Source organism: Thiomonas delicata (assembly GCF_900088825.1).
Lineage (GTDB): Bacteria > Pseudomonadota > Gammaproteobacteria > Burkholderiales > Burkholderiaceae_C > Thiomonas_A > Thiomonas_A delicata.
The window spans coordinates 306,213-333,175 of sequence record NZ_LT592171.1 but is presented as its reverse complement, the minus strand read 5'-3'; the positions used below and the strand labels follow the sequence as shown (position 1 = coordinate 333,175).

At 63.6% G+C, this 26,963-nt stretch carries 22 protein-coding genes and 1 tRNA gene; 13 read left to right on the top strand and 10 right to left on the bottom strand.

Annotated features, from left to right (window positions below; translation table 11 throughout):
• A complete protein-coding gene (gene thiD / locus THIARS_RS11075; protein WP_245845892.1) occupies positions 1-867 on the bottom strand; it encodes a bifunctional hydroxymethylpyrimidine kinase/phosphomethylpyrimidine kinase in 867 nt (288 codons plus the stop codon).
• Positions 868-1,007: 140 nt separating this feature from the next.
• Between thiD and THIARS_RS11070 the strand changes: the two genes are divergently transcribed.
• The 6 genes from THIARS_RS11070 to THIARS_RS11045 all read left to right on the top strand — a co-directional run bounded on the left by THIARS_RS11070 (position 1,008) and on the right by THIARS_RS11045 (position 11,249).
• Positions 1,008-1,178, top strand: a complete 171-nt coding sequence (locus THIARS_RS11070) for a rubredoxin (RefSeq protein ID WP_094162085.1) — start codon at positions 1,008-1,010, stop codon at positions 1,176-1,178.
• 67 nt (positions 1,179-1,245) lie between these two features.
• Entirely contained in the window at positions 1,246-1,656 is a 411-nt protein-coding gene (locus THIARS_RS11065) for a response regulator (protein WP_094160994.1), read from the top strand.
• On the top strand, positions 1,653-2,018 hold the full coding sequence (locus tag THIARS_RS11060; protein WP_094160993.1) for a response regulator: 366 nt from the start codon (positions 1,653-1,655) through the stop codon (positions 2,016-2,018). The genes THIARS_RS11065 and THIARS_RS11060 overlap by 4 nt, the downstream gene beginning before the upstream one ends.
• 55 nt (positions 2,019-2,073) lie before the next feature.
• Positions 2,074-2,595, top strand: coding sequence for a chemotaxis protein CheW (locus tag THIARS_RS11055; RefSeq protein ID WP_094160992.1), 522 nt, complete (start codon positions 2,074-2,076; stop codon positions 2,593-2,595).
• A gap of 72 nt (positions 2,596-2,667) precedes the next feature.
• On the top strand, positions 2,668-4,848 hold the full coding sequence (locus THIARS_RS11050; RefSeq protein ID WP_094160991.1) for a methyl-accepting chemotaxis protein: 2,181 nt from the start codon (positions 2,668-2,670) through the stop codon (positions 4,846-4,848).
• A 71-nt stretch (positions 4,849-4,919) separates the two neighbouring features.
• Entirely contained in the window at positions 4,920-11,249 is a 6,330-nt protein-coding gene (locus THIARS_RS11045) for a hybrid sensor histidine kinase/response regulator (RefSeq protein ID WP_094160990.1), read from the top strand.
• A 60-nt stretch (positions 11,250-11,309) separates the two neighbouring features.
• On the opposite strand, the gene THIARS_RS11040 is transcribed toward THIARS_RS11045, so the two are convergent.
• The gene (locus THIARS_RS11040; protein ID WP_094160989.1) at positions 11,310-12,788 is read right to left on the bottom strand and encodes a cryptochrome/photolyase family protein; all 1,479 of its coding nucleotides are present in this window, start codon (positions 12,786-12,788) and stop codon (positions 11,310-11,312) included.
• A 56-nt stretch (positions 12,789-12,844) separates the two neighbouring features.
• On the opposite strand from THIARS_RS11040, the gene THIARS_RS11035 reads away from it, so the two are divergent.
• The 7 genes from THIARS_RS11035 to THIARS_RS11005 all read left to right on the top strand — a co-directional run bounded on the left by THIARS_RS11035 (position 12,845) and on the right by THIARS_RS11005 (position 17,623).
• Positions 12,845-13,420 carry a YqgE/AlgH family protein gene (locus THIARS_RS11035; protein ID WP_094160988.1) on the top strand — a complete coding sequence of 192 codons (576 nt, stop codon included), beginning with the start codon at positions 12,845-12,847 and terminating at the stop codon, positions 13,418-13,420.
• On the top strand, positions 13,413-13,853 hold the full coding sequence (gene ruvX / locus THIARS_RS11030) for a Holliday junction resolvase RuvX (RefSeq protein WP_245845891.1): 441 nt from the start codon (positions 13,413-13,415) through the stop codon (positions 13,851-13,853). Before THIARS_RS11035 ends, ruvX begins: the two co-directional genes overlap by 8 nt.
• Positions 13,854-13,855: 2 nt before the next feature.
• Positions 13,856-14,374, top strand: coding sequence for a bifunctional pyr operon transcriptional regulator/uracil phosphoribosyltransferase PyrR (gene pyrR, locus THIARS_RS11025; protein ID WP_094160987.1), 519 nt, complete (start codon positions 13,856-13,858; stop codon positions 14,372-14,374).
• 79 nt (positions 14,375-14,453) lie between these two features.
• The gene (locus THIARS_RS11020; protein ID WP_094160986.1) at positions 14,454-15,410 is read left to right on the top strand and encodes an aspartate carbamoyltransferase catalytic subunit; all 957 of its coding nucleotides are present in this window, start codon (positions 14,454-14,456) and stop codon (positions 15,408-15,410) included.
• A 1-nt stretch (position 15,411) separates the two neighbouring features.
• Positions 15,412-16,776 carry a dihydroorotase gene (locus THIARS_RS11015; RefSeq protein ID WP_094160985.1) on the top strand — a complete coding sequence of 455 codons (1,365 nt, stop codon included), beginning with the start codon at positions 15,412-15,414 and terminating at the stop codon, positions 16,774-16,776.
• Positions 16,773-17,516, top strand: a complete 744-nt coding sequence (locus THIARS_RS11010; RefSeq protein ID WP_094160984.1) for a lysophospholipid acyltransferase family protein — start codon at positions 16,773-16,775, stop codon at positions 17,514-17,516. The genes THIARS_RS11015 and THIARS_RS11010 overlap by 4 nt, the downstream gene beginning before the upstream one ends.
• 32 nt (positions 17,517-17,548) lie before the next feature.
• Positions 17,549-17,623, top strand: a tRNA-Arg gene (locus THIARS_RS11005).
• Positions 17,624-17,682: 59 nt separating this feature from the next.
• Here THIARS_RS11005 and aroC read toward each other — a convergent pair.
• The 8 genes from aroC to narH form a co-directional block, all read right to left on the bottom strand.
• Positions 17,683-18,786 (bottom strand): chorismate synthase, encoded by a 1,104-nt coding sequence (gene aroC, locus THIARS_RS11000; RefSeq protein WP_094160983.1) that lies wholly within the window; start codon positions 18,784-18,786, stop codon positions 17,683-17,685.
• Between the two features lie 47 nt (positions 18,787-18,833).
• Complete coding sequence (gene feoB / locus THIARS_RS10995) at positions 18,834-20,624, bottom strand: ferrous iron transport protein B (RefSeq protein ID WP_094160982.1); 1,791 nt, start codon at positions 20,622-20,624, stop codon at positions 18,834-18,836.
• Entirely contained in the window at positions 20,621-20,863 is a 243-nt protein-coding gene (locus THIARS_RS10990; RefSeq protein ID WP_094160981.1) for a FeoA family protein, read from the bottom strand. Before THIARS_RS10990 ends, feoB begins: the two co-directional genes overlap by 4 nt.
• Before the next feature lie 195 nt (positions 20,864-21,058).
• Complete coding sequence (gene mpl, locus THIARS_RS10985) at positions 21,059-22,441, bottom strand: UDP-N-acetylmuramate:L-alanyl-gamma-D-glutamyl-meso-diaminopimelate ligase (protein ID WP_094160980.1); 1,383 nt, start codon at positions 22,439-22,441, stop codon at positions 21,059-21,061.
• A 131-nt stretch (positions 22,442-22,572) separates the two neighbouring features.
• Positions 22,573-23,955, bottom strand: a complete 1,383-nt coding sequence (locus tag THIARS_RS10980; protein ID WP_094160979.1) for an MFS transporter — start codon at positions 23,953-23,955, stop codon at positions 22,573-22,575.
• Positions 23,956-24,026: 71 nt separating this feature from the next.
• Positions 24,027-24,752 carry a respiratory nitrate reductase subunit gamma gene (narI, locus tag THIARS_RS10975; RefSeq protein WP_141202390.1) on the bottom strand — a complete coding sequence of 242 codons (726 nt, stop codon included), beginning with the start codon at positions 24,750-24,752 and terminating at the stop codon, positions 24,027-24,029.
• A 1-nt stretch (position 24,753) separates the two neighbouring features.
• Positions 24,754-25,464: a hypothetical protein gene (locus tag THIARS_RS18270; RefSeq protein ID WP_141202389.1), complete on the bottom strand. Its 711-nt coding sequence runs from the start codon at positions 25,462-25,464 to the stop codon at positions 24,754-24,756.
• Positions 25,464-26,957 (bottom strand): nitrate reductase subunit beta, encoded by a 1,494-nt coding sequence (gene narH / locus THIARS_RS10965; RefSeq protein WP_094160976.1) that lies wholly within the window; start codon positions 26,955-26,957, stop codon positions 25,464-25,466. The genes THIARS_RS18270 and narH overlap by 1 nt, the downstream gene beginning before the upstream one ends.
• Positions 26,958-26,963: the final 6 nt, after the last annotated feature.

Here is a 26,963-nt window from a genome sequence, read left to right as displayed (position 1 = left end):
CTACTGCAGGCTGACCGGGGAGATCGAGTCGTCATCCGCCTCCGGCCCGGTCTGGGCCCAGAAGAAGCGGTCCGGCACGAGATGCCCCATGCCGGGTCGATACGCAAAATCAAGGCTCTGGTCGAGAAATTCCAGCGCCTCGTGCACGGCCTGGTCGAGCTTGGCGCCCGTGCCGAGCAGGGCCGCCACAGCGGCCGACAGCGTGTCGCCGGCTCCGGAGAAACCCGCATCGAACATCTCGAAACGCTCGCGCAGCAACTGGCGGCGGGGGCTGAGCAGCACGTTTTCGACATGGTTCTCGGGCACCAGAATGCCGCTGACCAGCAGATACTGCACGCCCAGGCCCTGGGCCTGCTGCATCAGCGCGTCCGGCGTGGGCGGTTCCTCGCGCTCGACGTCGGGAAACAGGAACTGGGTGAGCGCGGTGATATTGCCGCACAACACGCGCGTTTGCGGCAACACGAGTTCGTGCATGGCCTTGATGTATTCCTCGGCCTGCGACTCGTCGAAAGCCTGCAGATTGCCGATATAGGTCACCAGCGGGGCCTGGGCGTAGTCCGCCAGCAGTTCGGCGACCGCGCTCACCACCTCGACGCTGCCCAGGAAGCCGACCTTCCACGCCGCCAGTTCCACGTCCTCCAGAACGGCGCGGGCCTGCTCGACCACGGCGTCGGCCTCGATTTCCACGATATCGAAGATCTCGGCGGTGTCGCGCACCCAGATCGAGGTGGTCACCGGCAGCGCATGGCAGCCCACCGCAGCGCACACGGCCTGATCCGCGGCCAGGCCGGCCGCCCCGCTGGGGTCGGCCGCGTTGAAGGACATCACGGCTGGCGGGGATTCGGGGGCTTCGGTCGAGTTGGGCATGATGGGTCGGAAGTAGGGAGAGGTCATCGAAGAGCGGCCATACCCGCTGCCGCGCTTGGTATGCAGGACGCCACAGCCGGGGCGGGCCTGTTCATAGAATGATTGAATCTTATGCCAGAGGACGATACGCTGTGACGCAAATCGAATACAAAACGTGGATGTGCCTGATCTGCGGCTTCATTTACCAAGAACAAGAAGGCCATGCTGAAAGCGGTTTGGCACCTGGCACACGCTGGGCGGACGTCCCGATGAACTGGACCTGCCCGGAATGCGGGGCGCGCAAGGACGATTTCGAAATGGTGCAGATTTAGCCGAATCAGCGTGCCGCGTGCGCCATTTTTTGTAGCCTCGATCCTTCCCCTTTTCTGGAGACTTTGCTTGAGCACGGCCAACGGTTCGTTCAAGGTGTTGGTGATCGATGACAGCAACACCATCCGCCGCAGTGCGGAAATCTTCCTCAAGCAAGCCGGCTACCAGGTGCTGCTGTCCGAAGACGGCTTCGATGCGCTGTCCAAGGTCAACGACGCCATGCCCGATATGATTTTCTGCGACATCCTGATGCCGCGCCTCGACGGCTATCAGACCGTGGCGATCATCAAGCGCAGCCCGCGCCATGCCGATATTCCGGTGATCATGCTCTCGTCCAAGGACGGCGTATTCGACAAGGCGCGAGGCAAGATGGTCGGTGCCGAAGCCTATCTCACCAAGCCGTTCACCAAAGACCAACTGCTCCAGACGGTGGATCAATACCGCCACTCCTCCTCAAACCGAACTGCCGCAAACCCATGAGTATCCGAAAAATCCTCATCGTCGACGACTCCCGCACAGAGCTCTACTTCCTGTCCGACCTGCTCAGCAAAAACGGTTACACCGTCAGCACCGCCGAAAACGGCGAACAGGCCCTGGCCTCGCTGAACGCCAACAAGCCCGACCTCATCCTGATGGACGTCGTCATGCCGGGCCAGAACGGTTTTCAGCTCACCCGCCAGATCACGCGCGATCCCAATTTCAGCGCCGTGCCCATCATCATCTGCACGAGCAAGAACCAGGAGACCGACAAGCTTTGGGCCAAACGCCAGGGTGCGCGCGACTACGTCACCAAACCCGTCGATCCGCATGAATTGCTGAGCAAGATCATGGCGCTGTCCTGAGCTGCTCGCCCCGCTCCTCCATGCCCAGTTTCTCCGCTTTCTTGCACCCCATGCCATGGCACGCAGCAGTCTGATCGAATTCCAGGGTCGTCTCGCCTCGCGCCTGCAGGCTGCGCAGCAGGCGCAAACCGAATCGCGCTGGCTGGCCGTGGTGGCCGGCAGCCAGCGCATCCTGCTGCCGCTGTCCCAGTCCGGCGAGATCTCGGCTTACGAAGCGCCCGCCGGATTGCCCCATGCCCAGCCCTGGTTCATCGGACTGGTCAATCTTCGCGGCGTGCTGTGCGGTGTGGTCGACCTGGCCGCCTTTCTTGGCGCACGTCAACCTGGTACGGCACGAACCGGACCCCAGAGCCGCCTCGTGCAGTTTTCCCCGCGCCTTGAAATCAACGCCGTGCTGCTGGTCGACCAGCTCGCAGGTTTGCGCACGGCCGGCCAGTTCGTCGTCGACGAAGACGCTCCGCCCGCCCCCGAACCCTGGCTCGGCCTCGGCTTGCGCGATACGGCCGGCCTGAGCTGGCGCGAATTGAACCTCGCCGCCCTGGCCGACGACCCGCGCTTCCTCGCCCCTGTGGTGTAGCCTCGCGGCGCGAAACGAATTCATCGCTTCATCTTCACCCATTCATCACTACAGACGTTCGCCGGAGTCCCCATGGCCCTGTTTCCCCTGTTCGGTTCCAAACACCCCGTCGAGGCACCCACCGCCATCGCCGAAACCAGCGGCTCTTTGTCATCCACGGTGCAAATGGAGCAGGACTCCCAGGACATCGCCCCGGCGGCATCCACCAGCCACGTGACCAGCCTGCCCCTGATCGGCAAGTACCCCCTGGCACAACAGCAGCGGATGCTGCTCGTTCTCCTGATCATTGCGGTGATCCTGGTCGGCCTGGGACTCACCGTCACGCTGCGGCTCGCGGCGAACTCGGCCAAACGACTTGACGTTGCGGGCGATGCGCTGATGCAGTCGCAACGCGTGGCCAAGTCCATCAGCGCCGCGCTGCTGGGCTCCAATGAATCGTTCAGCGAGCTCAAAACGAGCGCCGACAAGCTGAACTCCGACATCCAAGAACTCGGCGGCGGGACCTCCAGTTCGACCAACGCGGATCTCGCCAAGGTGGTGCCGCTCGTGGCCAGCACGGTGAAAAACGCCGAATCCGTGGTCAAGCTCGAGCCGGTGCTGACGCAGACCAACAAGGCTTTGCGCGACGTCAACCGGCAATCGGACAGGCTGCTGGAAACCACGGAAACCATCACCTCGCTGATGCTGCAGCAAAACGCGCCGGCGACCAATCTCGCTGCCGCCAGCCAGCTCAATATGCTGACGCAGCGCATCGGGAAATCGGCCAACGAATTCCTCTCCTTCGAAGGCGTCAGCCCCGAGGCCGTCTTTGCCCTGGGCAAGGATCTGAACACCTTCAACACCCTGTCCAAGGGTCTGCTCGACGGCAACCCGGGCATGCAGCTCAGTGCCACCAAGGATCCCCAACTTCGCAGCCAGCTGCAAAACCTGGTGAACAGCTTCGCCGAAACACGCAAACTCAGCGCGATCATCCTGGCCAACCTGCAAGGCCTGAGCAGCGCGCGTGTCGCCCAGGCCTCGGTGGTGGATAACTCGCTGCCCCTGCTCAACGCGCTGCAAGCCCTTCAACAACGATACTCGGCTCAAGCCGGCGTCAGCAAGCCTGCCCTGCTCTTCATCGTCCTGATGGCTCTGCTGGCCCTGCTGGCGTTGGCCGGACTGGCCCAGCTGTACGTGCAGGAAACCCGCAGCCGCACCCAGCAGTCCGAGCTGCAGCGGCAGCAGGCGGAGCGCCAGGAACTGGAGGCAAGACGCACCAACGAAGCCAACCAGTCGGCCATTTTGCGGCTGATGAACGAACTGCAAAACGTCGCCGAGGGCGACCTGACACAGCAAGCCACCGTGACCGAGGACATCACGGGCGCCATCGCCGACTCGGTGAACTACACCGTGGAAGAATTGCGCAACCTGGTGTCGCAGGTGCAGTCCACGGCCGACCAGGTGAGCCGGGCCACCTCCCAGGCCCAGACCACGTCGAGCAACCTGCTCAAGTCGTCCGAACAGCAACTGGTGGAAATTCGCGAGACCGGCCAATCGGTGCTCGACATGGCCGAACGCATCAACGCCGTCTCCTCGCAGGCGCAGCAATCGTCACTGGTCGCGCGCCAATCGCTGGCCGCCGCCGAGCAGGGCCTGCATGCCGTGCGCGATTCCATCGACGGCATGAACGCCATCCGCACGCAGATCCAGGACACCTCCAAGCGCATCAAGCGTCTCGGCGAATCGTCCCAGGAAATCGGCGAAATCACCGAGCTGATTTCCGATCTGACCGAGCAAACCAACGTGCTGGCCCTCAACGCCGCCATCCAGGCCGCCTCGGCTGGCGATGCCGGCCGAGGGTTCTCGGTCGTTGCCGAAGAAGTCCAGCGTCTCGCCGAGCGTTCGGCAGAAGCCGCCAAGCAGATCGCCGCGCTGGTGCGCGCGATTCAGACCGACACGCAGGACGCCGTGGCCGCCATGGAGAAAAGCACCCAGGGCGTGGTCGAGGGGGCCAAGCTGTCGGACAATGCCGGCGCCGCGCTGGCCGAGATCGACCGCGTTTCACGCCAACTCGCCGAGCTGATCCAACGCATTTCCGAACAGACCCTGACGGAAGCCCAATCGGCCAACAAGGTGGCCGGCAGCATCCAGCACATCTTCGCCGTGACCGAGCAGACCAGTCAGGGAACGCGCTCCACCGCAGACCTGGTGGGTGAACTGGCCCGCGTTGCCGAGGCCCTGCGCGAATCGGTCTCCCGATTCAAGATTGCCTGACCCGCAACGCTCTCGCCTGTCCTCCCGCCCCGCCCGCCCGCACACTTCCGCCGCCCCGCGCGCCACACGGCATGAACCTCGCTGTTTCGACACCGCCATCACCACTGCAGCCGGACGCCGGGCCCCTGGCCTGGGTCATCGAACAGGTGCGCGACAACCTGCTGGCCGCCCAGGCGGCGGTGCGCAAGCATCTGCAGTTGCGCCTCCTGAGCGAAGCCGACGAAGCCCAACCCACGGCGGGCAACTTGCTGCAGGCGCGCCACCAGGTACACCAGGCCGCCGGAGCCATCGACCTGCTCGGCTACTTCGCCGCGGCACGCCTGGCCCTGGCTGCGGAACGCGCGCTCACCCGGTTCATCGATCAACCAGATGGTTTCGACGCCGCCGCGCAAGCCTCGCTGGAATCCGGGCTGCACGCGCTGCTCGACTATCTCGACGCCCAGCGCAGCGGCAAGCAGGAGCCGGCGCTCAAGTTGTTCCGTCAGTACCGCGAACTCATGGACCTGGGCGGCGGCGAAGCGCCCCACCCGGCCGACCTATGGGATTTCGACTGGGCCTGGCCGCAACTCGACGAGGCCGAGACCTCTGCGCCCCCGCTTCAGGCAAGCGACCGAGCCGACTACGAGCGCGCCCTGCTCGACGTGCTGCGGGTGCGCGACGTCTCGCATGCGGCGGCCTCCATGCAGGTTATCGCACGGCGCGCCCAAGCCGCCGCGGACGGAAACGAGCGCGCCCTGTGGTGGATGGCCGGAGGTTTGTTCGAAGCCATGGCCCAGGGTCTGTTGCCGGCCGACATCTACGTCAAACGCCTGTGCAACCGCCTGAACCTGCAACTCAAGGGTTTGTTGGCCGGCCAGCCGCAGCCCTCCCAGCGCCTCGCGCACGAATTGCTGTTTTTCTGCACCCAGGCACTGGCCCGCTCTCGCGAGCAGCAAGCCGTGGCGCCCGCGCTGCATGCCATCCAGACGCATATGCGCCTGGCCACCATGCCATGGGTGGACTACCAGCGTGCCTATTTCGGCCTGGTCGACCCCGCCCTCGTCCAGCAGGCTCGCAAACGCATTTCGCAGATCAAGGATGGCTGGTCGCAACTGAGCGACGCCGACTTCAGCCGCATCGGCAAGCTGGTCGAGAGCACGCAGCAACTCGCGCAGACACTGCGCGAAGTCGCGCCCGGATCCGAAGCCCTGGCCGCCGCCATCGAACGCATGGTGCGCGCCGCCGCCGAGGATCGCCAACTCCTGACGCCCGAGCGCGTGCTCGAAGTGGCCACCGCCCTGCTCTTCCTCGAGGCCTCGTTCACCCACTTCCAGTCGGACGATCCCCTGTTCCTGCAGCGCGCCACCGAGCTCGCCCAGCGCCTGGAACGCAGCGCCGAAGGCGCCTCCGCCGGGAACTTCGCCCCCTGGATGGAAGAACTGTATCGCCAGAGCTCGGAAACGCAGACCCTGGGCAGCGTCGTGCAGGAACTGCGCCATGACATGAGCACGGTCGAGCGCCTGCTGGACGCCTACTTCCGCGACCCCGCCACCCAAGCGGAACTGGCGCCCGTCCCCAAGCTGCTGTCGCAAATGCGCGGCGTGCTGTCGGTCCTCGGCGTCGACCTGGCTGCGCAGGCCCTCAACCATATCCGCCAGAGCGTGGACGATCTGCTCAACGAGCCGCCCGACGAAGCGACGGCGCGGCAACCCGGCGGCGTGTTCGACCGTCTCGCCAGCAACATCGGCACGCTGGGTTTCCTGATCGACATGCTGGGCTACCAGCCTGAACTTGCCAAATCCTTGTTCAGCTTCGATCCGCAAACCGGGGAATTGCGCCCCATCGTGCCGAGCACGCCGCGCACCGCACCGCCGAGCACGCGCCAAGACCTGCAGCATCAAGCCGAGCGGCTGGCCAGCGCCATGGAGCAGGGCCTGGACGTCGACCAGGCCGCCGGCCAACTCGACCGTCTTCGGCTCGAGGCCGCCCTCGCGCAGGAGAACGATCTGTCGGCCCAAGTGGTGCAGGCACGCGCGCTGCTCGGCACGGAACACGATGCGGGGGCTGCCGCCCGCCTGTTGCGCGAATCCTTCGCCGCCCCCGCCGACAAGACCCGAGAGGCGCCGACGGCGCCTCCCGCCACCCAAACCCCTTCGCCGGGATCTGCAGAACCGCAGCCGATGCCTGCCGCGCAGGCCGCTCAGCCGGACGATTCCGGCGACGACGAACTGCTCGACATTTTCCTGGAGGAAGCCGCCGAAGTCATCGCCGCCGGCCACGCGGGGCTTGCCCAACTGCGCGCCGATCCGGCCGATGCCGATGCCCTGACCGGCGTGCGCCGCGCCTTCCATACCCTCAAGGGCAGCTCGCGCATGGTCGGCCTGACCGATTTCGGTGAGGCCGCCTGGGCCCTCGAGCAAGTATTCAATCAAATCCTGGCCGAGCAACACCCGGCTTCACCCGCCGCGCTCGATCTTGCCGCGAAAGCCTTCAAGGACCTGGAAGCCTGGACCGGCGCCTTGCATGCGGGCGATGCCAGCCAGCACAACAGCGCCGCGCTGTGTGCCGCCGCCCGCGCCCTTCGAGGCCTGCCCCCCATCGAGACGCCTGTCTCGCCGATGGCCACCGTCGCCGCAACCGCGCCCGAATCGCCCGTGCCTGTGCCCGCGGCGCCGCAAAATCCTCCGTACGAACCCGATTTCGTCGACACCTGGACCACGGATCCTCCGCCTGTCGCCATCGAAAGCCCAGCCCCCAGCGCGCCCTCCGCCGCGGAACGCGCGGATGCCGAAACCTCCGCAACTCTCGACTGGAGCTTGCCCACGGCCCCCGCGCCGTCGGAGCCTGCGGACGCGCAGGTGCATCTTGAACTGGAATTGCCGCCGCTGGATGTTCCCGCGCAGGCAGCTCCCGCGCTCGACCTGCCCGCGGCTTCCCTGCTCGACCTCGATTCGACGCCAGAACTCGACATGCCTTCCGGGGATTCGACGGCGCCGTCCAGCGCCGCCGATGAGATCATCGGCCCGATGGAATCCACCCAAGCCGCGCCGGGCGAGGCCCCGGTGGAAATCGTCAGCGACGCTGGCGCCGTCGAATTTCAGGAACTCGACGCCCGGGCGTTCGATCAGTTCTTCCTGGACGCTGGCGCCGAGGCCCCCCACCCTGCCGCCCAAGGCCCCGACGCAACCGCGGATGCCCAGCCCGAAGCCGAGCCGCCGCAGGCCACGGATCCATCGACCCTCCCGCATGAAACACCGGGAGCCGCCCTCCCCGAACCGCCTGCGCACCTGGAAGTCCCGTCGCTCGCGCAGGTCTATACCCTCGATGTCCATCGCCCATCCCAGCCCACCCCCGACGAGAACATCAAGGTCGTAGGCGATCTGCGCATTCCCATTCCGCTCTACAACATCTACCTCAACGAGGCCGACGAGCTGGTGCGCCGCTTGGGCGCCGACATCGCCGCCTGGTCCCTGCAGCCAGGCAACCCCATCACCGAGGAAGTCCCGTCGCTCGCCCACCAACTGCGCGGCAGCTCGCGCACCGTGGGACTGCAAACGGTGGGCCAGCTGGCCGAACTGCTCGAAGAAGCCCTGCACCTGCAGCGCGAGAACCCCGCCAACCTCGAGCCGCAAGATATTGGCCTGCTCGTCGAGGCGGCTGAAGACATCCGCCGTTTGCTGCACCAGTTCGCCGCCGGCTTCCTGCGGCCAGCCCAACAGGATCTGACCGACGCCCTGCAATCCCTCGTCTACCGTCTGCAGCACCACAGTGTGCGCGCCGGCGTGAAGTCGGCTGATGTCGATCAGGCGCTTCTGGCCACAGACTTGAAACCGGACGAAGCAACGGAGCCGCAAGCCGCGGCTCCAGCTCCCGCGCAAACGCCCGAGATGCAAGACGCCGCGCCGTCTTCGGGCTGGATTGCCGCACCACATGCAGCTTCCGCCTCGACCGCGGTGCCGGCGCCATCCCCGAGCCAGGATGCCGCGGCCGCGGATCCGACGCTGCGCGACAGTATCGACCCCGAACTGTTCCCGATTTTTGAAGAGGAAGCCGCGGAACTGCTGCCCGGCCTCTCGGCCGCGCTGCGCCAATGGGAAACCCACCCGCGCGACACCGCGGCGCCCAAGCAGGCCATGCGCCTGCTGCACACGATCAAGGGCAGCGCACGCATGGCCGGCGCGATGGCGCTGGGCGACCAGGCCCACAGTCTGGAGTCGGACATCGAATCGCTGCTGGCTGCGGATGCCGAAACCCCGCGCGAGCAAGATCTCATCGACCTCATCGCCCGGCACGACGCCCTGAACACCCGGTTCGAACGCCTGCGTGAAGCCAGCAGCCGCGGCGAAACCGAACTCGGTGAGCTCCATATCGAACAAGGCCTGCAGGAGGAGGCGGCTCGCGCAGCGGCCGTCGCCGACCATCCCACCGAGGCACAGGATCACACACCGCTACCTGTCGAGCCCCAGCCCGAGGCCAGCACGGGCGCTCCGGCGCCGCAACCCCTGACGCTGGCGCCTGCAACGGGTGCGGCAAGTCGTGTCGCGTCCCAGCCTGTCCGTGTGCGCGCCGCGCTGCTCGACCGCCTGGTCAATCAGGTGGGCGAGGTCAGCATCGCCCGCTCCCGTCTCGAAAACGAGTTCGGGCTGATTCGCTCCAGCACGAGCGATCTGGGGGACAACCTCAATCGTTTACGCGCCCAGGTCCGCGACATCGAGCTGCAGGCCGATGCCCAGATGGCGGCGCGAGCCCAGGCTGCGCGCGAAGACGGTCGCGATTTCGACCCGCTCGAGTTCGACCGCTTCACGCGGTTCCAGGAACTCACCCGCATGATGGCCGAGTCGGTGAACGACCTGGCTCTGGTGCAAACCACGCTCAGCCGCACGCTGCAATCCACCGACGACAATCTGGCCCGCCAGGGCCGGCTCACGCGCGAATTGCAACGTGACCTGCTGCGCACCCGCATGGTCGAATTCGACAGCATCTCGGAGCGCCTCTACCGTACGGTGCGGCAGGCCGGCAAAGACGCCGGCATCCCGGTGCGCCTGGACATCGAGGGCGGCACCATCGAGATCGACCGTGGCGTGCTCGACCGCATGGCCGGTACCTTCGAGCACATCCTGCGCAATGCCGTCGCGCACGGTCTGGAAAGCGCCGCCGCGCGCGAAGCCGCCGGCAAGCCGGCCACGGGGACCATCACCCTCAAGCTGCGCCAGGAAGGCAGTGAAGTGGTGGTCTCGATTGCCGATGACGGCGCCGGCCTGGACTACGCCGCCATCGAGCGCAAGGCGCGCAGCACGGGCCTGCTCGGGCCCTCCGACCAGGCCGACGAGGCCTTGCTGCGCGAACTCATTTTCCGGCCCGGCTTCAGCAGCAAGGAACAAACCACCGAGATGGCCGGGCGCGGTGTCGGCCTCGACGTGGTGCGCACCGACACCCGCGCCCTGGGCGGCCGCGTCGAGCTCGCCTCGGTGCCCGGCCAAGGGACGACCTTCACCCTGGTCCTGCCCCTGACCACGGCGGTCACGCAGGTCGTCCTGCTGCGCGCAGGCAGCAAGGTCTACGCCGCCCCCGCCAGCCTGGTCGATCTGGTCCTGCGGCTCAAGCCGGCACAAGTCGCCGCGGCAGCCCAACAAGGGGTTCTCGAGCACGCGGGTTCATCGCTGCCCTTCTACTGGCTCGGAGCCCTCACGGCCGAATCGGGCGCCAGCAGCGAAACCCCCGGCCGCACGATCCCAGTGGTGCTCATTCGCAGCGCAGCGCAACGGCTCGCGCTGCAGGTCGACGAAGTGCTCGGCAACCAGGAAGTGGTGGTCAAGAACCTTGGCCCTCAGCTCTCACGCGTGCCTGGCCTGGCCGGCATCTCGGTCCTGCCCACCGGCAACCTGGTCCTGATCTACAACCCCGTGGCCCTGGCCGCGGTATACGGTGAGGAGGCGACGCAGCGCATGGTGCGCGCGGCGGAGCAGTCCCAGGCGGCTCAGTCGGCCGCGCTGCCGCATGCGCCTCAAACCGCCATGCAGGAACCTCCGCACTCGCTGACTGCCGGCAACACCGTGCTGGTGGTGGATGATTCCATCACGGTCCGCCGCGTGACCCAGCGTTTCCTGACCCGCAACGGCTACGCGGTGCTGCTGGCCAAGGACGGACTGGACGCGCTGGAACAGCTTCAGAGCGCCCTGCCTGACGTCGTGTTGACCGACATCGAGATGCCCCGCATGGATGGTTTCGACCTGACACGCAACATCCGCGCCGACGATCGCACACGCCACCTCCCGGTGATCATGATCACCTCGCGCATTGCCGACAAACACCGCAACTACGCGCGGGAGCTGGGTGTGAACCACTATCTCGGCAAACCCTATTCGGAAGATGAGCTGTTGGGTCTGATCAAGAGCTATATGACATCGGGACAGCTGCACTGAACTCACCGCACGCGGGCCGGGCCCCAGCGGGGCGCCGTCCGGGCCGAACCGCAGCCCGCGCTACACGTCATCGGCCACCTCCTTCACCACCGCATAACGCCGCAAGGCGCGGGCTCGTGCTTCGGCATGGTCGATGACCGGTAACGGGTAGTCCAAACCCAGCCGCACACCGGCATCCCGCAACAATTGCGGGGAGGCCAGCCAGGGGGCATGAATGGCTGCATCCGGCAAACCCGCCAGTTCCGGAACGTAACGTCGGATGAAGCGGCCTGCGGGATCGAATTTCTCGCTCTGGGTCACCGGATTGAAGATGCGAAACCAGGGCTGCGCATCGCAGCCGGTGGAGGCCGCCCACTGCCAGCCGCCATTGTTTGCCGCCAGATCGAAATCGTTGAGCTTGAGTGCGAAGTAGCGTTCGCCAAGACGCCAGTCCAAGCCCAGATCCTTGGTGAAAAAACTCGCCGCCACCATGCGCAACCGGTTGTGCATATAGCCGGTGGTGTTGAGCTGACGCATGGCCGCGTCCACGAATGGATACCCCGTGCGGCCATCGCACCAGGCGATGAACAGCTCGGGGGCATCGTCCCAGCGAATGCGGTCATATTCGGGCTTGAAGGCGCGACCCACCACCTGGGGATGGTGGTGGAGAATCTGGATATAAAAATCACGCCAGATCAGTTCCGACAACCAGCTCGCCGCTCCCGCGCTACCGTCCAGCGACCGCTGCCAGGCATGACGCGCCAGTTCTCGCACGCTAATCGTCCCGAAGCGCAGATGCACGGAGAGATAGCTGGTGCCCTTGATGGCCGGGTAGTCCCGCGCCGAGGCATAAGCGTCGATGCGCCGCATGAAATCGGCGAACAAGGCCCGGGCGCCGTGAGGGCCAGGCGGCAGGCCCGCGGGCAATGCAACGGGTTCGAACCCCAAGTCATGCAGGGCTGGCAAGCCGGGCGCGGATGCATCTGGCAAAACCTGTTGCGGCAAGGCAGAACAATCGAGATGCGCCAAGTCTGCCGCCCCGATACGCTTGAGCCAGGCATTCTTGTAGGGTGTGTAAACGCTGTAAGGCTTGCCCAGGCCGGTTCGAAGCGCGTTGGGCTCGAGCAGCATGTGGTCCCAAAACCCATGGAACTCGACGGCTTGTGCCGCCAGCACTCCGGCGACATCGGCGTCGCGCCGCATCGTATCGGGCTCCACGTCGCGGTTGAAAAACACCGCCTGCGCCCCCAGGCGCGCCGCCAGCCGGGGGATGCAATCCACCGCTCGCCCGATTTCGACGAACAGGGCCGACCCCATCCGACGCAGGACCGCATCGAGTTCCCGCAAGCTCTGCTGGATGAAGGTCAAACGTCTGTCGGCCCGCGCCCCCTGGGCCAGCAGAGGCTGCAGGAAATCCGGATCGAACACGAAAACCAGCGCCACGCGGCGCGACCGGCGCAAGGCCTGGTGCAACGCCGCATGGTCGTCCAAACGCAGATCGCGCCGCAACCAGACCAGGCTGATCTCGAAAGGTGCAGGGTCCGCGCGGTGTGAGGGCATCGTTTTCAACGGGAGGGGTCTGCCGCGAGGAGAGTGCGCCGCGATAATATGGCGTTATGAACCCTCGTGCCGACGCCTCGAACCTGAGCAACCAGTTTCTCATTGCCATGCCGGGCATGGTCGACGCGTCGTTTTCCGGCGCCTTGATCTACGTGTGCGAACATTCCCCGCGAGGCGCGCTGGGCCTGGTCATTAATCGGTCGACGGATATCACGCTCAAGGATCTGTTCGACCGCGTCGACCTGCCGCTGGACCAGCCCCAACTGGCGATGCAGACGGTGTACTACGGCGGACCGGTACAGACCGAGCGCGGCTTCGTGCTGCACGACACGACGGATAAGGTTTACGCCTCCACCCTCAGCGTCCCAGGAGGACTGCAGATGACCACCTCGAAGGATGTGCTTGAGCACATCTCGTCGGGTGATGGGCCGGCGAGATTTTTCGTCGCCTTGGGTTATTCGGGCTGGAGCGCCGGACAACTCGAGGACGAGATCGCGCACAACGGCTGGCTCACGGTCGAAGCGGACGCGGGGATTGTGTTCGACATTCCAGTGGAACATCGCTTCGAAGCCGCCATGTCCCTCATGGGCATTTCCCCCCTCAGCCTTTCGCAAACAGCCGGACATGCCTGAGATTCAGGCTTCGCACGCCACGGGCCGCCACGGTGCCGGGCAGCCCACCATTGGCGTGGTGATGGGGTTCGATTTCGGCGAGAAGCTCATCGGGGTCGCCATCGGCAACACCCTCACCGCCAGCGCCCGTGCGCTGCAAAGCGTACGGGCCGAGCGGCGCGAGGCCAAATTCGAGGCCATCGCCCGCCTCATCGCGCAATGGGAGCCGGTACAGCTCGTCGTTGGACTGCCCCTGTCCCGGGAAGGCGAAGAACAGTTGCGCTCGACCCAAGCGCGGCGCTTCGCCAACCAGCTGCACGGCCGATTCAAACTGCCCGTGGCGCTGGTGGACGAACGCTACACCTCTCGCGCGGCCGAAGACGCAGGCGCCGCCGATGTCGATGCCGAATCCGCGCGGCTGATCCTGGAACAATATCTCCATACCCATCACTGACCATGCTGATACCCCCGGACGCCGAAGCCCTGTACACCCGGTTGCTCGAGCTGGTGCGCTCGTGGCTGGCTGAACAAGCCGAAGAACCCGCTGTCGTCGGCATCTATGCCGGCGGAGCGTGGCTGGCAGAACGCCTGCATGCGGACCTGAAGCTGGCCACGCCATTCGGGGTGGTTTCATCGACCTTCCACCGTGACGACTTCGCCACCCGCGGCCTGCACCCGAGCGCCAACCGCACCGCCTTGCCGTTCGAGGTCACGGCGCGCGGCATCCTGCTGGTGGACGATGTGCTCTACACCGGACGCACCACGCGCGCAGCCATCAACGAGCTGTACGACTTCGGCCGGCCGGCGCGTGTCGATCTTGCCGTGCTGGTCGATCGGGGTGGGCGCGAACTGCCCATCTGCGCCAGCCTCGTTGCCGCTAAAGCCCAGATCCCGGTCACGCATATGCTGGCGCTCGAGCGCGACGAAGCCGACACCATGCGACTGGTTTTCCGCATGGAGAAAAAAACCGCATGAATCGGCCGCATGGCCTATGGAAGGCAAACGAACGCCCCAGCCGCGGGTGGCATGCAGTGCCGAGAGCTGAGCCATCGACATGACCCCACATCCCCAACTCAACAGCAACGGCGAGCTGCGCCACCTGCTCACCACGGAAGGACTGCCGCGCGACGTGCTGCTGCACATCCTCGACACCGCGCAAGGTTTCGTCAGCTTCGGCGACCGCGAGGTGAAGAAGGTGCCCTTGCTGCGCGGCAAGAGCGTGTTCAACCTGTTCTTCGAGAATTCCACGCGGACCCGCACGACCTTCGAGATCGCCGCCCAGCGCCTCTCGGCCGACGTGTTCAACCTCGACATCCAGCGCTCCAGCACCTCCAAGGGCGAATCGCTGCTCGACACGATAGCCAACCTGGAGGCGATGGACGCCGACATCTTCGTCGTGCGCCACGCCCAGAGTGGCGCGCCCTATCTCATCGCCCAGCACGTACCGCCGCACGTGCATGTGGTCAACGCCGGCGACGGCCGGCACGCCCACCCCACGCAGGGGTTGCTGGACATGACCACCATCCGCCACTACAAGCCCGACTTCTCGGCACTGACGGTCGCCATCGTCGGCGACATCGTGCACTCGCGCGTGGCGCGCTCGGCCATCCACGCCCTCACCACCCTCGGCGTGCCCGAGGTCCGGGCGGTCGGCCCCAAGACCCTGGTTCCCGGCGACATGCGGCCCATGGGCGTGCGCGTGTGCCACGACATCCGCGAAGGCTTGCAGGGCGCCGACGTGGTGATGATGCTGCGCCTGCAAAACGAGCGCATGTCGGGCGGGCTCCTGCCCTCGGCCAGCGAGTTCCACATGATGTACGGCCTCACCCCCGAGCGCCTGGCGCTGGCCAAGCCCGACGCCATCGTCATGCACCCCGGGCCGATCAACCGCGGCGTGGAAATCGACAGCAGCGTGGCCGACGGGGCGCAAAGCGTCATCCTGCCGCAGGTGCGCTTCGGCATCGCTGTGCGCATGGCCGTCCTGTCCATCATCGCCAACGCCAATGCCTGACATGAGCCATCCGCAATCCATCCTCATCCGTGGCGGCACGATCATCGACCCCGCCAGCGGCATGCACGCCGTGGGCGATGTGGCCATCGCTGGAGAAATCATCACCGCGGTCGGGCAAGCCCCCGAACACTTCGTCCCCGATCTCACCGTCGACGCCTCCGGCTGCCTGGTCATGCCCGGCCTGGTCGACCTGTGCGCCCGCCTCGGCGAACCCGGAGGCGAGGCCGCAGGGCTGCTGGACTCGGAACTCGCGGCCGCCGCGGCCGGAGGCGTGACCCGTGTCGTTTGCCCGCCCGACACCGACCCCGTGCTCGACGAGCCCAGCTTGGTCGAGATGCTGCGCTGGCGGGCCCGTCGCATCAAACGTTCGCGGGTCTATCCGCTCGGCGCCCTCACCGTCGGCCTCAAAGGCGAGCGTCTGGCGGAAATGGCCTCGCTGGTGAAGGCCAGCTGCATCGGTCTGTCGCAGGCGGATACGCCGGTGGCCGACACGCAACTGCTCTACCGCGCGCTGCAATACGCCAGCACCTTCGGCTACAAGGTCTGGCTGCGCCCGCTGGATGCCCACCTCGGCCGCGGCGTCGCCGCGAGCGGCGCCTATGCCCAGCGTCTGGGCTTGGCCGGCGTGCCGACGATGGCTGAAACCATCGCCTTGCATACCCTGTTCGAGCTGGTGCGCGCCACGGGTTGCGCCGTCCATGTCAGCAAAATGTCCAGCGCCGCCGGCGTCGAGCTGGTGCGCCGCGCCAAAGCCGAAGGCCTGCCCGTGACGGCAGACGTGTCCATGCACAACATCCTGCTGACGGACCTGGACATCGGCTACTTCGACGCCCGCATGCGGCTGGACCCTCCCTTGCGCCAGGAGGCCGACCGCATCGCGTTGCTCGGTGGCCTGGCCGACGGCACGATCGACGCCCTGTGCTCCGACCACACCCCGGTCGGCAGCGACGACAAGATTCTGCCTTTCGCCGAAGCGGCACCTGGGGCCAGCGGCCTCGAGCTGCTGCTGCCCGCAGTGCTGGAGTTTGCCCGGCAAAGCGGACTCGCCCTGCCCAGGGCACTGACCGTGGCCACCAGCCGCGCCGCAGCCGCTGCGGGGCTTGCGCCGCTGCAATTGCGGGCCGGCGCGGCCGCCGAACTCATCGTGGTCGACCCTGAAGCGCGCTGGTCGGCCACACCAGAACAACTCGGCAGCCGCATCAAGAATACCCCCCTGGCCGGCCTGGAACTCAGCGGCCGCGTGCGCGCCACCATCATCGACGGGCGCGTCATTTATCAGCGTGCCGATGGCGCCAGTCCGGCGGACCTGGCACGCGCCGAGGTTTCACGCAATCCACAAGCCCCAGGCATCGGCACGGCTCCATGATGGGAGTGCTGCGCCTGATGTGGATGCTCTTGCGCATCGGCGTGCTGGTCGCGCGCGGCCTGCTGACCCTGCGCCGTTTTTCCTTGCGCACCCCCCGGCAACGGCAAGACGCGATCCGGGAATGGTCTCGCCGCCTGCTCCGCATCTGCCGGGTGCAACTGACCGTCGAAGGAGAGATCCTCGCCCCGCCTGCCCTGCTTGCCATCAACCACGTGTCCTGGCTGGACATCATCGCGCTCAACGCCGCCCACCCCACACGCTTCGTCGCCAAATCCGACATCGACCGCTGGCCGCTTCTGGGCGCCCTGGCCCGCGGCGCCGGCACTCTGTTCATCGAGCGCGAACGTCGGCGCGACGCCATGCGGGTGATGCACCACATGGCCGATGCCCTGCGCCAAGGCGAGCATGTCAGCGTCTTCCCCGAAGGCACGACCTCCGACGGCCGCGCCATCCTGCCCCTGCATGCCAACTTGTTCCAGGCTGCCGTGAGCGCCGAAGTGCCCGTGCAGCCGGTGTTGCTGCGCTACGTCAGCGCCAAAGATGGCCGATACAGCCGCGCTCCTGCCTACGTGGGCGATGAAACCATGCTCGGCACCCTGTGGCGCATGGCCTGCTCACCTCCGCTGCTGGTCCGCGTGGCCTATCTTGAATCGATCTCGCTACGCGACCGCCGCGACCTCGGCCGCGCGGTGCAGGCCGCGCTGGAAAATGCGCTCTTGGATGGCGGCGCAAGGACGTAGAGGCCTTCTCGCCATCTACAATCGCCATCCCGCTCGCCGTAGTTCAATGGATAGAACGCGTGCCTCCTAAGCGCGAGATACAGGTTCGATTCCTGTCGGCGGGACCAACTCAAAATCCACGTTCGCGCTTGATCCCACCCGCACGCATTCGGATGAACGCCCAGCCTTAGGCCCGGCTTGTCCCGGCGATCGGTGGCACGTCATGCCTGACGTCGCCGCATTGCGCGCGGTGACGTAAGGCATGGTCCATCAGCACGACCGCCAACAAGGCCTCGGCGATCGGCGTGGCGCGTATGCCGACGCAGGGGTCATGACGGCCGAAGGTTTCGACCATGGTCGGCTCGCCGGCGCGGGTGACCGAACGACGCGGCAGGCGGATGCTCGACGTGGGTTTGATCGCCAGGGACACCGTGACGGGTTGACCGCTGCTGATGCCGCCCAGGACGCCACCCGCGTTGTCGCTGGCAAAACCTTCCGGGGTGAGTTCGTCCCCATGCTCGCTGCCCTTTTGGGCAACACTGGCGAATCCGGCACCGATTTCAACGCCCTTGACGGCGTTGAGGCCCATCATGGCGTGAGCGATGTCGGCGTCGAGCTTGTCGTACAGCGGTTCGCCCCAGCCCGCGGGCACGTTGGTCGCCTCGACGTACAGCCGCGCGCCGCAGGAATCGCCGGCCTTGCGCAGGCTGTCCATGTATGCCTCCAGTTGCGGCACGATGGCCGCGTTCGGGGCATAAAAGGGATTGGCGGGAACGTCGTCCCAGGACGCGAAGGGAATCGCGACCTCGCCCACCTGCTGCATGCAGCCGCGGATGACGATGCCGTGGTGCCGATGCAGCCATTTCTTGGCCACGGCGCCGGCGGCGACGATGGGCGCGGTCAGGCGGGCCGAGGACCGGCCGCCGCCGCGAGGATCGCGCAGGCCGTACTTGCGCCAGTAGGTGTAGTCGGCATGCCCGGGGCGGAAGGTGTCGAGGATATTGCCGTAGTCCTTGCTGCGCTGGTCCGTGTTGCGGATGAGCAAGGCGATGGGCGTACCGGTGGTCTGGCCCTCGAACACGCCCGAGAGGATTTCCACCTGATCGGCCTCCTGGCGCTGGGTCACGTGGCGCGAGGTGCCGGGACGGCGGCGGTCGAGGTCGGGCTGGATGTCGGCTTCGGACAGCGCCATGCCCGGCGGGCAGCCGTCAATCACGCAACCGATGGCGGGGCCGTGGGATTCGCCGAAAGTGGTGACGGCGAAGAGCAAACCGAGGGTGTTTCCTGACATGCGACGGATTGTAGGCGGCCCCCTCGAGGACCTGCCGCCAACTTCACTCAGGCCCAGCCGAGGATGCGCGTTGCCTGATAGAAGACGAGCGACACGGCCCATGCCAGGCCGAGCGACCAGACCAGCGACAGCAGGGTGTAGGCGTTGCTGCGCGATTCGCTGCGCAACGTGGCCACCGTGGACAGGCAAGGGGTGTAGATGAGCGTGAACAGCATGAAGCTGTAGGCTGCGGCCGGGGAGATCTGTGCCGCAATGGCATGCTGCAGCGCGTCGCCCTGCAAGCCGTAGATCACCGCCAGCGAGCCGATCACGATCTCCTTCGCCACGAAGCCGAAGATCAGCGCGATGATGAGTTCGGGCGGGATACCCAGTGGCGCGAACACCGGATGCAGGGCATGCCCGACCCAGCCGGCGATGGTGTGCGGCCCTGCCGTCGGCTGGCCCGGCGGCAGGTTGGTCAGCATCCACACCAGCACCACGCCGATGACGATGAACTTGGTGGCGCGATGCAGAAAGTGATGAATCTCGCCCCAGGCGCGCAGCACGATTTGCCGCAGCGTCGGCAGGCGGTAAGGCGGCAGTTCCAGCACGAAGGGTTCGCTGCTGGGGTAGCGCCGCTTGAACAACAGCGCACTGGCGAAGGTGGCGGCGAAACTCACGCCGTACAGGCTGAGCAGAACCCAGGGCGCCACGCGCGGCGAGAACAGGGCCGCGATGATGAACAGAAACACCTGCAGCCGCGCCGAGCACAGCGAGAACGGGATGATGAGCATGGTGAGCAGGCGCAAGCCGCGCGAGCGCATCACCCGCGTGCCCATGAGCGCCGGCACGTTGCAGCCGAAACCCATCAGCAGCATGACGAAGCCGCGCCCGTCCAAGCCCATGCGCGACATCAGGCTGTCGGTGAGAAAGGCGGCGCGCGAAAAATAACCGCTCTCCTCGATCAGGGTCATGAAGACGAAGAACAGCATGATCACCGGCACGAAGGCCGCTACCGTGCTCACGCCGTTGTAGATGCCATCGAGCAACAGGCCCTGCACCCAGGCCGGGGCCCAGGCCAGTGCCGGCTGCAACGCCAGCACGCGCGCCTGATCGAACGCCCAGCCCAGGCCGTCCTGCAGCGGCGCGCCCAGCGTGAACACGGCATTGAACACCAGGGCCATGAACACGAGAAACAGGGGCGGGCCGATCCAGGGATGCATCACCCAGTGGTCGACGCGGTGGGCCCAAGTCTGCGGCAAACGCGTGGGCATCTGCACCGCGGCGGCCAGGGCCTCGCGCGAGGCGGCTTCCCCATCGTGGCGCTGCTCGAGACCGGCCCGGGCCTGCTCCAAGGGCAAGGCCTGAGAGGTGTCCAAGGCCTGTCCCAGCAATTGCAGCGCCTGCTGGTAGCCCTGACCATATTTGGCGCTGAACTCCGCCAAGGGAACGCCAAGCGCCTCCCGCAGCCTGGGCACATCGATGCGCACACCGTAGCGCTGGGCCTCGTCGGCCATGTTGAGCAGGATCACGCAGGGGAACCCACTGTCGCGAACCTGAACGGCCAGCGCCAGTTGCCGGTCGATCTGCGTGGCATTGAGCACGATGGCGACGAGGTCCACGCTTTGGCTCTGCAGAAAGCGCTGTACCACGCTTTCATCCTCGGTCAGGCCTTGCAGGTCGTAGATCCCCGGGAGATCGACGACCTGCGCCATGTGACGGCCCAGCGGGATGCGCGCCGACGACAACTCCACCGTCAATCCCGGCCAGTTGCCCACGCGGGCGGATGCCCCGGTCAGCCGGTTGAACAGCGTGGACTTGCCCGTGTTGGGCATTCCCACCAGCGCGATGCGCTTCATGCCTGATGCGCGTGAACCTGCGCGATTTCCACTTGCCTGGCGTCCGCCCTGCGCAGAAACAGCTCGGTGGTCCCGATGCGGACATGGATCGGGCCACGAAAACGCGCCTGGCGCAGCACCTCAAGCTCGTTGCCGGCACGCAGGCCCAAGGCCGCCAGCCGGTGCTGAAGCGCGCCTTCGGCGCGCACCTGGGTGACGATGGCGTGTGTGCCTGGATGCAGGGATGCAAGCGTATTCATGGAAGCGGTGGCTGCGACAGGCGATCAGGTCACTCGAAGCGTTTGGGCGCAAGCCACAAGCGCGAATTCAAGTCGAGGCGGCAAATGAAATGCGAATGATTCTTATCTTATCAGGAACGCCGTGTCCCGCCATGATCCAGGTCAAACGCAAGGGGCTTTCGTCCAACCCCGTGTCGAACCGCCGACAAGCCCGGCTCAAGCACCCAAGCCAGGATCGGGTGTCTCGAACCGCGCCGACAAGGCCGCGAGCAGTTTGGCGTGGATGCCGCCGAAACCGCCGTTGCTCATCACCAGCACATGGTCGCCGGAGCGCGCCTCGCGGGCAACATCGGCCACCAACGCATCCAGATCGGCATGCACACGAGCGCGTGCCCCCATGGGCGCCAGGGTCTCGGCCAGATCCCAGCCCAGCCCCCCCGCGTAACCGAAACTGATGTCGGCCTGCTGCAGCGCGTCTGGCAGCCGGTCCTTGATCGAGCCCAGCTTCATGGTGTTGGAACGCGGCTCGAACACGGCCAGGATGCGGCCCCGGTTTTGCGACGACTGCCGCAAGCCCGCGAGCGTCGTGGCGATGGCGGTCGGATGGTGGGCGAAGTCGTCGTACACCGAAATGCCCGCCACCTCGCCGCGCCATTCCATGCGACGCTTCACGCCACCGAAGGCACTCAGGGCCTCGCAGGCGAGTTGCCCCGGCACGCCGGCATGGCGTGCCGCGGCGACAGCCGCCAAGGCGTTGGCACGGTTGTGCGCGCCCATCAGGCGCCAGCGCACCTCTCCTTGCGGCTGCCCCTGCCAAGTCACATGGAAGGACTGCTCGTCGCCGTGCGCGCACCAACCATCCGCCACAGGCGCATCGAAATACTCCACGGCACTCCAGCAACCCCGCGCCAGGACACGCGCCAAAGCTTCGCTGCCGGACTGCACCACCAGCTTGCCACTGCCCGGAACGGTGCGCACCAGATGATGAAACTGGGTTTCGATGGCGCCGAGATCGGGAAAGATGTCGGCATGGTCGTATTCCAGGTTGTTCAGCACGGCAGTGCGTGGACGGTAATGCACGAACTTCGACCGCTTGTCGAAAAAGGCCGTGTCGTACTCGTCGGCCTCCACCACGAAAAAGCCGGGCTCGCCCAAACGTGCGGAAGCCTCGAAATCCACCGGCACGCCGCCGATCAGAAAACCGGGGTTCAGTCCCGCATGCTCGAGGATCCAGGCCAGCATGGACGACGTCGTCGTCTTGCCATGGGTGCCCGCCACGGCCAAGGTCCACCGCCCTGCAAGAACATGCTCGGCCAGCCACTGCGGCCCGCTGACGTAGGGTTGGCCGGCGTCCAGAATGGCTTCCATCAAGGGGTTGCCGCGCGAGATTGCATTGCCCACCACCCAGAGCTCGGGTTTGAGCGCCAGTTGATCGGCACCATAGCCCTCGATCAGGCGGATGCCCAGGCGCTCGAGCTGATCGCTCATCGGCGGATAGACCTGGGCGTCACAGCCCGTGACCTGATGCCCGCAAGTCTGGGCAAGTGCTGCGATTCCACCCATGAAGGTGCCGCAGATTCCGAGAATGTGGATATGCATCGGCCCATTGTAGAAAACCGGCAATGGAAATCTGAAGCCGCGCCAAGCGCGTCTTCCATCCTTGGGGCTGCGCCGCGACGCCCGGGCGGCCGGAATTCATCGCGCGCCCATCCACCGGGCGATGTCAAGCCTCAGCAGCGAATCTTGGCCCCTTTGCGCGAGTAAAACAGCCAAGTCACGACTATGCAGGATAGATAAAACAGCACGAATGAAAACAGTGCCGCATCCGGGGCACCCGTCAGCTTGATCGACGTGCCATAACTCATGGGAATGAAAAACGCGCCGTAGGCCGCTATTGCGGAGATGAATCCGAGTACCGCCGCACTCTCTTTGTTGGCGTCGGCCCGCGCCAACTGAAGCTGCGCGCTGTCGCCGTTTTCCACGGTCTGCTCTTTTAGTGCCAGGAAGATGAGAGGCACCATCCTGAATGTTGATGCATTACCCACGCCAGTCGCGACGAACAAAATCATAAATAATAGGAAGAACATCCAAAAATTCCCTGCATAATCTGGATGCGGCAGGAAAAGAACGACCCCAACCGTCGCGCAGGCCATGACAAGAAAAGCCCCAAGCGTTACACAAGCCCCACACAATTTATCCGACACCCATCCACCGCCGACGCGGGCAAGTGCCCCCACCAAAGGGCCAAGAAAAGCGAACGCCACGACATTGACATTTGGAAACTGTGTGCGGATCAGGAGCGGAAAGCCGGCGGAAAATCCGATGAACGATCCGAAAGTCCCGAGATAAAGCCAGCTCATCACCCAGGTATGCCGCTGGCGAAAAATCACGAACTGATCCATCAAAGACGCTTTCGCGACACCCACATCATTCATCTTGAACCATGCGAACAATGACGAGGCAACGATGAGTGGCGCCCATATAAAACCGGCATTCTGCAACCACAACTGCGTTTCCACGCCTCCTCTCCACCAAGCCTGAGGGCCGCCTCCAAATCCGCCGAAAAGAGGAACTGTAATCACAAAAGGCACCACCAATTGCATTGCTGACACGCCAAGATTGCCCAGCCCCGCATTCATGCCCAAAGCGAAACCTTTCTGCGCCTTAGGAAAAAAGAAGCTGATATTCGCCATGCTCGACGCAAAATTACCTCCACCGAAACCACATAGCAGTGACAGCACCAACATGGTGCTGTAAGGGGTGGTCGGATCTTGCACCGCATATCCAATTCCCACGGCGGGAATGAGCAGCGTCGCCGTCGAAAAAACCGTCCATCGCCGCCCGCCAAAAATTGGCACCATGAACGCATAGAAAATACGTAGCGTTGCTCCCGATAAGCCCGGCAGCGCGGCCAACCAAAAAAGCTGATCCGTGCTAAATTTAAAACCGACCTTAGGTAGATTGATAACTACCATACTCCAAACCATCCAGACGCAGAAAGCTAGGAACAATGCGGCGATTGAGCCCCACAGGTTCCGGCTCGCCACCCTTCGACCCTCCCGCTGCCACTGGGCAGGGTTCTCGGGATCCCAGGACTGAAGCACGTAGGACATGTCAACACCCTCTTTTCGACGTTGTCGTTTCGAATGGTCATTGCGCTCAATGACCATCCCCGAAAACGTCTTTAATTATTCTTGGGTTTCACGCCTATCCTCAACGCAGTAGCAGTCCGTCTCGCCTTGGGCGCCCAATTCCAGATCACTTGCTGGTAGGGCCTCCAGGTGTAATTCAAGGGGAATACGGTGAAGTGTATAAGTCGAGTAAATGGAATCAAACCAAAAATGAGGAACGCTGAGATGATATGCAGCTGCACCAAGCCCGGCATTGCCACGATCACATCGACTTTAGGGTTCAAAAGAAAAATCGAGCGCAGATAGGGCGTCACAGACGAGGCGAACCACGAACTTCCCCAATTGTTGAAATAAGCAATCAGGATGCCGGTTAACAGCTGGAACGTCAGCAATGCGTAAAGAAGAACATCCATGCGGCTTGTCACTACGCGCAGACGCGCATCGCGCAAGCGTCGAACCATCAGGGCTCCGAGCCCGAACAGCGCGCTTAGTGCGAACGCGAACATCGTCCATTCCAAGGCCAGAAGACGCCAAGGTTGCCCATTCCATGCCAACACACCACTGGGGATGGCGAAGGCTGCGAGATGACCAAGAAAAACGACGAGGATGCCCCAATGAAACGGTTGCGTACCCCAAAACAAATTTTTACCTTCAAGGAATTGTGATGAGAGTGACGTCACCTTAAAACCGAGCATGCGATAGCGATAAATTGATCCCACCAATAATGTCGTCAATGCAACATAGGGAAGAATCGTGAAAAGTGCCTGTCGAAAATTCATGTTAATCTCCTTGCACCAACTCAGCGGGTGGGCGGGCCAATGCGCACACTGAAATTTCACCCCCTTCTGCACGATGAATCGGAATAAAATTTCCGGCTGCTTGATCCTGCCGCCCCTCGGGAACACCAGGGAAATCGGCTTCCAGCGCCTTCAATAGTGAATCAAGTGCGTAACGGTAGGGATTTCCGTAATTCAACTCTTCTTGCACAATAGCTTCCTGCTTCTTCTTCAGCAGTTCGAGGCGGCCTCGGATTTGCTTTTCGTCGAACGCAGAGAGCATCGCCCGTACGCCAGGAATCAGCGCAAGTTCAGCAATGTCCTTCACCAGCTCTTCATCATCCATGCCAGAAAGCAAATCCAAGACATTCGAAAGATGGTCGGGCAACTCCAAACCACAATCGTGGTCTCTTTTACGGTGCTCCTCTTTCATGCCAGCCAGAAAGAGCCCGCGCTTATAATCTTCCCCAAACAGAACATATCCGATCTCAAGATGGCAGATTGCCTGGATTTCAAAAGTTTTAAGAAAAATCTCTTCTCTTTCCTGGAGATTCAAAGCCAGCATGTAGTTCGCATATTTTTCAAACTCGATCAAATCACCCAGATGCAGCATTTCAAGTTGATTTCTCAACTCGACTAGCTCCTCGACAAAATCCGCTCGTGGATAGCGGAACAATCCGGCGAACTGCTGATAGATTTCGAGATTCTTAGTCATCAAAGACCCCGCGCTGGTTTTTCTCGAAAGCCGAAACCTGCATTGCCTTTACGGTCATCGGTGGCTTCAAGCAATTCACTCGCTTCTTCTCGATGAGCAGCTGGGATCACGAAGCGCTCCTCATTCAACGCAAGCGTCGTCAACCTAAATATTGCATCAGCCATCTCCTCGCTGACGCCGGCCTCTTGCAATGCATCCTCAACCTCTTGTGCGGGCAGATCACCAACCGTCACACGCCGGCGATGAATCTTGACGGCCATCATCTTCTTCAGCACGACCTCAATCTGTTTGACGTTTCCCGCAGAAAAGAGTGATGCCAGATATTCGAGAGGCAGACGCGAGTTTTCGATTCCACCCCAGAATGATTTCGTGGCCGTGTCGTAAAGACCCTCAGTGACCTTGCCCATGGTCGGCAGGAGCGGTGGAACATAAAATAAATTAGGAAGTGTTCGAAATTCAGGATGAAGTGGCAATGCAATTTTCCACTGCTTCACAAATTTATAGACGGGTGATTTTTGTGCGGCCTCGATCGTCGAATCGGCGATGCCGCACTCCTTGGCCTTTTTTATGATCTCCGGATCGAAAGGGTCAAGATAAATATCAAAGTGTTTGTCAACAAGATCCCGCTCTTCGCACGACGCGGTCGCCTCAATTTTCTCCGCGTCATAAAGCATGACACCCAAATAGCGAATTCTGCCGACGCAGGTATGGAAGCAAGCTGGGGCCATGCCTGCCTCGAGTCGAGGATAGCAAAGCACGCATTTTTCTGATTTCCCGGTCGACCAGTTGTAATATGTTTTCTTGTAAGGACACGCCGTGACACACATGCGCCAACCACGGCAACGCTCTTGATTGATCAGAACAATTCCATCCTCCCCCCTCTTGTATAGGGCCCCTGATGGGCATGATGCAACACAGGTCGGATTGAGGCAATGATTACAAATACGCGGCAAATACATGAACGTCAGACGCTCGAGTTGAAACATGGCCTCCTGCTCTTCAGGGCTCAGTTTTTCTAAATTGACATCTTTCCGCGCATAATCCTTGGTTCCGCCTAAATCATCATCCCAATTTGGCCCGGCTTTGACATCGATGGGATGGCCTGTCACCAGCGATATCGTTCTCGCCGTTGGCTGATCATCCCCTTCCGGCGCTTCGAATAGATCAGAATATTTGTAGGTCCAGGGCTCATAATAATCATCCATGACCGGCATGTCGGGGTTGTATGTAATATTTTTCAAAGTAATAACTTTGTTTTTATTACTTTTGGGCTGGATCCCATCCCCAGTTTTTGTCCACCCCCCCTTATATACCTCCTGGTCCTCCCAACGGGTCGGATAGCCAGTGCCGGGCTTTGTTTCGACATTGTTCCACCACATATATTCTGCGCCTTTGCGATCGGTCCAGATATTTTTGCAGGCCACCGAACAGGTATGGCAGCCGATACATTTATCGAGGTGGAAAACCATTGAAATTTGAGATCTGATATCCATGATTCT